Source organism: Methylobacterium sp. WL7, from assembly GCF_008040085.1.
Classification (GTDB): Bacteria; Pseudomonadota; Alphaproteobacteria; order Rhizobiales; family Beijerinckiaceae; genus Methylobacterium; species Methylobacterium mesophilicum.
On sequence record NZ_VRVG01000213.1, the window covers coordinates 1 to 5,338 of the forward strand.

At 53.3% G+C, this 5,338-nt stretch carries 5 protein-coding genes and 1 pseudogene; 2 read left to right on the plus strand and 4 right to left on the minus strand.

The annotated features are described in order from the left end of the window. A pseudogene (locus tag FV233_RS27995) lies at positions 1-115 on the plus strand (IS5/IS1182 family transposase); the annotation flags it as partial. A gap of 688 nt (positions 116-803) precedes the next feature. On the opposite strand, the gene FV233_RS28005 reads toward FV233_RS27995, so the two are convergent. Next, complete coding sequence (locus FV233_RS28005; RefSeq protein WP_147899474.1) at positions 804-2,696, minus strand: AAA family ATPase; 1,893 nt, start codon at positions 2,694-2,696, stop codon at positions 804-806. 250 nt (positions 2,697-2,946) lie between these two features. Here FV233_RS28005 and FV233_RS28010 point away from each other — a divergent pair, with 250 nt between their 5' ends. Then, on the plus strand, positions 2,947-3,513 hold the full coding sequence (locus tag FV233_RS28010; protein WP_147899475.1) for a recombinase family protein: 567 nt from the start codon (positions 2,947-2,949) through the stop codon (positions 3,511-3,513). Between the two features lie 112 nt (positions 3,514-3,625). Here FV233_RS28010 and FV233_RS28015 read toward each other — a convergent pair whose 3' ends face one another. The 3 genes from FV233_RS28015 to FV233_RS30700 form a co-directional block, all read right to left on the minus strand. Continuing rightward, complete coding sequence (locus tag FV233_RS28015) at positions 3,626-4,105, minus strand: hypothetical protein (protein WP_147899476.1); 480 nt, start codon at positions 4,103-4,105, stop codon at positions 3,626-3,628. 103 nt (positions 4,106-4,208) lie between these two features. Further along, positions 4,209-4,793 carry a helix-hairpin-helix domain-containing protein gene (locus tag FV233_RS31785; RefSeq protein ID WP_348642253.1) on the minus strand — a complete coding sequence of 195 codons (585 nt, stop codon included), beginning with the start codon at positions 4,791-4,793 and terminating at the stop codon, positions 4,209-4,211. A gap of 166 nt (positions 4,794-4,959) precedes the next feature. Then, the coding region (locus FV233_RS30700) for a hypothetical protein (protein WP_187278254.1) at positions 4,960-5,338 on the minus strand (379 nt) is incomplete at its 5' end.

Genomic DNA, 5,338 nt, shown 5'->3' on the forward strand with positions numbered 1-5,338 from the left:
TCGGCGCCTGGTCAAGGATTACGAGCGTTATGCCAGCACGCTGGCAGGACTTCATATGGTCGCCTTCGTCTGTCTCATGCTGAAACAGGCCGAACGACTGATGACAGGTGCATAACACGCTCTAGGATCGTAGCACAGCGGGAGCGGACGTTCAGGGAGAGCGAGATAGCTGCAATCCTGTCAGCGGCGTCAGCGGTCCAGTTTGACGATGGGAATCCTACTCGGAGTGCGACTCGCCGGTGGTGCCCTTGGCTTGCCGCCTACAGTGGGGCACGGATTGCCGAACTGACCAACCTTCACCGTGACGACATCCGAACCGAGGGTAGCATCACGTTCATGCGCCTACGGGTGACGAAGACCGGGGAACCACGGTCTGTCCCGATCCATGCGCATCTCATCGAAGAGGGCTTCATGGCCTTCGTCACAGCGGCTGGCCCTGGTCCCCTGTTCTATGATCCATCACGACACAGTGAAGGCTCAAGGACATCTCCGGGCGAGATACAGGGCCACAAACTCGGCAAGTGGGTCCGCTTGACTGTCAAGCTAGATCCGGGCGTCGATCCGAACCACGGATGGAGGCATACTTGGAAGACGCGAGCCTTGGGGGCCGGCATCGAAGAACGCCTGCGGGATGCAATCACCGGTCATCGCGTTTCATCAGTTGGCAGACGATACGAAACGCCGACCCTGACGATGCTGGCAGACGCAATGCGCAGCTTCCCACGCTACATCATTGGAACTGTATGAGAAAACGGGCCATAGCCACTGCCAAACACATCGTTCCCCAACCTATCAGATGGGCCCTACTTCTTCGAAGCCAATGTTACGATGTAATCTAAGAGCTGAAATCCATAATATATAATCAATACCGTGAAGAAAGCAGTTCGGGCCAGGTTTCCAATCGTCTTAATCGCCATATTGAAGGACTGGATAGAAACTTCCTTTGGACTTAAGAGAAGCCGCTTCTGCTTCGACCATACAGAAACACTAATCTTCTCGTCCAAGTCATTGAACAGGACGAGATCAGAAACGAATGAGCGAGCTTCTTTAAGTTCTTCGTCGTTGACAAGGTCTCTTTTCAGCACCTCACCTACCCATTGCGGACCGTGACCACCGATAGATTTACAGAAACGTTCCATCTGACCGACTGGGACCACGAAAACGTCCGCTCGCCTGAGTGAGCCAAGCAAGTTCGTAAGCTGCTTAGCCGGATCGCCAGAGGGAACAGCGTTAATACCGGCGTCTTTAATCGCATCCCAGGGAGAAGCCTCGCGCATGATAACTGACAGCGCGGTGAGCTTCTCCTTGGGAACGATCTCGTTATCTCGTATCTCTGCAAGGATAGCCTGAACACGATCCTTGAAACCGGCGCCTAACAACCAAGACTTCTTACTCTGTATCACAGTTCTTATGTTCGAAACAGCGCGCCGGTATTCTTCCCAATCTCGGCCGGAAGCTTCAATGATACCCTTCAACGCGTTGTCGCTAGCAAATATGTCAATATCTACTACCGCGCGAACCGGAACGTGCAATGCCGTCAGAGCGCGCACGATTACAGCAATACGATCTTTGCCGCCAGCATATGTATAGAATGTAGACTTACCAGTGATTGATTGGGCGTCCGCCAACGCTTCATAAAAACGACAATCCCCGTCTGCCTCCGTCACCACCACTTGATTGTGGAATAAACCATTCAATACATTCGAATACCTTAGAATCGGGTCTTTCCATAACTCAGCGATGCGCTCATTCGACAAATAAGTTGCTCGGCAGTATTCTCCACTTCGATCCAGTCTTACTACAGAGACCCGATCCGGAAACTTACTGAGCAATCCCTGTATAACATCGTTGCTATGGGTAGAAATAAATACCTGCTTTTGATAATCCGACCCAGAGGATATAATCTCTCCGACAGCTCTAGCCTGAGGAGGATGTAGAAACGCCTCCGGTTCATCAACAAGAAGAACAGAATGACTGCCAGTCCAAACCCGCAACACAATCGATGTAAAGCTCCTAAATCCATCACCCTGGGTCTCAAGAGTTTCAAGCTCCTCAACTTTGTCGAGGTACGTCCTTGAAGTAACAGTTTCACTACCTTCTAGCGTCGGTCGGATTCCGACATATAAGGGTATCGTCCTCCCAGGACTGCGATGTATTACTAAATCTAGGCCAAAGAACTGGCGGAATAACCCACTTACCTCAACTTCTTTGTCTGAGTCAGAATACAACCCGTGGATAGGGTGGGATCCAGACCTGAGTTTAATCGAGTCAAACGCCTGGACCGGGTTAGAGTCGGCCAAGCGGGTTTCGGTGTTAAGCAGAGATACGAAAACACCAGTGAGGGGCCCTAGCTTCTGCGCGTCTTGCTTCCAGCCGTTTTCAACATCTCTTAGAGAGGTGTGATGGTACTCGCTGTCACCCCAGTAGAAGTAACCGTCTTTCTTACTTCTATATGGCGCCACCGTTTTAGCTAACAGACCGTCATCGCCGACTCTCTGTATCGTAAGCGACTTTATTGACTTCGTGTCACACGGTCCGCTCTCTATCAGCCTCTCGATCTCCTTAAGGCTCAAACTTTTACCAGAGTTATTGGGTCCCACTAAAACTACTATGCTATTATCTTTTAGACTTAAAATAGCACCACCGTGGAACTCTAAGTTATTTACGTAAACACCGGCGTATCTTTGTTCAGACATTAAATACTTACCCGACCGAAAGACAATACTACTGATACAGGAGATTTAGCGCGAACTCAACTTTTCGCTCGAGTAAGATATTCACCACATTGTTGAAAGGCGCCCTGGGCGCCTTGTTTGATTATACGCTAGCAGCACAGTGGCGCGAGACAGTTCCGCCACCCTAACGGCGTCTTATTTGGGTTGCCGGCACTATTGCGAGACGCTATGGTGACAGGGTCTAGAACCATAAGAGACGGATGCCCCGCTGATGGCTACCTACGGTTACGCCAGAGTGAGCAGTTCATCACAGAGCCTAGCCATTCAGCAAGAGGCGCTAAGGAGTGCGGGTTGTGATGTCATTCGATGCGAGAAGGCGACGGGCACGAAGCTGGAAGGTCGGACCGAACTGGAAACAATCATACAGTTCGCGAGAGCCGAGGATTCTATAACAGTTACACGGATCGACCGACTTGCCAGATCGGTGGGAGACCTCGCGGCTATCGTGTCCCGGCTTGAGGCAAAGGGCGTGTCCCTAAAGGTGCTTGAACAGCCGGTCGATACGTCCACGGCCGCCGGACGGTGCTTCCTACAGATGCTTGGGGTGTTCGCTGAGTTTGAGACAGCGATCCGGCGTGAACGACAGTTGGAAGGCGTCGCGAAGGCTAAGGCGGAAGGCGTCTACAGAGGCCGCAAGCCATCCATCGACGGGGATCGGATCAAGGCACTCGCGTCGCAGGGCATGGGAGCAACTGCCATAGCCAAGGAACTGAATGTGGCGAGAGCATCTGTCTACCGGTTGCTGAACGGTGCGCCAGGAGGATCAGCCGGTCGATAGATAGCAGCAGCAGCAGCCTACGGGGCATCATCCATCCCGGAGGAGTGGTTCACGCAGTTGGCCTGGAATGCACGGTTGGCCGACGTGGCGAACCAGCTATTCAGCGCCAGCATCAGGGCGTGACGATTTCGAAGTCTATGCCCCCATGCTCCCATGTTGCGTCCCATTCACCGCCATCCTCGAATCGGAAGCCGAAGCACAGCGCCCAATCCATCCAATCCGTCTGTTCCTGCCATTCGTAAAACTCACCGGTATCCGCAAATGCCCGGTCGAACGTCATCTGAAACTGCGCGTAGGCTGAGATAACGGGGATAGGGCCATTCTCGAAACTGACTGAGGAAAGTTCGATGGCTTGCGCCTGGATGACGCCCCTGGGGTTCAGAAGACCACCGTCGTAATGCTCAGGCTCAGGTTCGATCCTAGCGTAGAGCAGGGGTTCGATGGTGCGTCTGACGAAGCTCCACTGATTATTAGGCCATGATCTACGCTTTCCACGATCCTTCCATAGTCCCTCGCACTGAATAAGGGTGGGTATAAGTATAGGGGCGGGATCCTCAGAAAGGTCGGGCGAACCGTTCTTGAGGCGGGCCATTACGGAATGGGTATGCATAGCCGGACTATAGCACAGTCTGGCACCATTTCATCCAGCGCCGTTAGACATAACCGCCGGATACAATCCCACCTGTTTCACAAAACTATCGAACCGTAACCGCAGCCTTGATACTCTCGTAATCGGAGCGTTTCAGGACACGGCGCGTGAGAAGTTCATCCGGGGACGTGTAGGGGCGGAACTCGATGATCCTCTTACCGATCATCCCGGCTCCAAGGCCGTTTAGCTGCTCCACGGAGGCTGTGTTTAGATCGATGCTCCCACCAGTCGCTGCCGATGGATCATTAGCGGCTCCTTGGGTACTGTCCGTCCTCCCGTTCGGGTTAGACGCACTCTCCCTTTGGGCTACGGGAGCATCAGGTTCGACCGGGGCCTTTGGAGTAGGCGGCTGATCGGTTGGAGCGGTAGCGTACGGTGCTGAGCCTGTAGGTACCGTTTCAACCATCCCTGAACTGGAAGTCGATCCGGGTGTGATGGTTCGGATCGGTTGCCCCTTTGCATCCAGTCCGGTTCGCTCCTGTTGGGATAGGGGAGCGACGGTTGATGCCCGCTTTTCCTGTGCCACCTGCGGGCGAGGGCCATACCCGATCCAGAGCGAAGTGAGCACGACCGAGACCACCGCCAAAGCTGCACTGATGAACAGCGTGGATCGAATCATTCCCTCTCCCATTCAGTTGGCCGCATGATGCCTCAAGGGCACGGTGCCTTCGCAACATGATCCGCGCTTTCTCAGGGATTGGGCCAGACGGTTCAAGGGTCGCCAGGGCACAACCCTACAACTGTTATGCGCTTCACCTGACGATGGATCATGGGCCGATCCCTGAGAACCCGGTCCATCACCCAAGGGCTGCCAACCAATCCCCGTCCTGCGGGAAAACGAGATGTCTGAGAAGGGCTTCGTATTGGAAGCGCGTCTCTATCTGATCTAAAAGGATCAGGTGGCGTGAGAGGATGACAGCTTCTGTGATCGACGCCATGTGTTGCGGCTTAATCCGGCCGTCCTCATCGATGTAGTCTCCGGTAACACTTGCCATTTCGTCCAGTTCATGTGCCAGGCGCCGGTATTCCTTGGCTTTCTCTCCACCATACAGATAGTAACGACGGTCTGCTTCATTCGCCGCCCTAAACAACATCATTCGCAAATCGTACGTAGATTCGCTAATACCGACATATCGATTTTTAGGAATATTTACTGAAATAAGCTCGTAGTTGGGG

Coding starts and splice junctions, on each gene's coding strand:
- FV233_RS28005 (WP_147899474.1), bottom strand. CDS start 2,696: ATGTCTGAACAAAGATACGCCGGTGTTTACGTAAATAACTTAGAGTTC.
- FV233_RS28010 (WP_147899475.1), top strand. CDS start 2,947: ATGGCTACCTACGGTTACGCCAGAGTGAGCAGTTCATCACAGAGCCTA.
- FV233_RS28015 (WP_147899476.1), bottom strand. CDS start 4,105: ATGGCCCGCCTCAAGAACGGTTCGCCCGACCTTTCTGAGGATCCCGCC.
- FV233_RS31785 (WP_348642253.1), bottom strand. CDS start 4,793: ATGGGAGAGGGAATGATTCGATCCACGCTGTTCATCAGTGCAGCTTTG.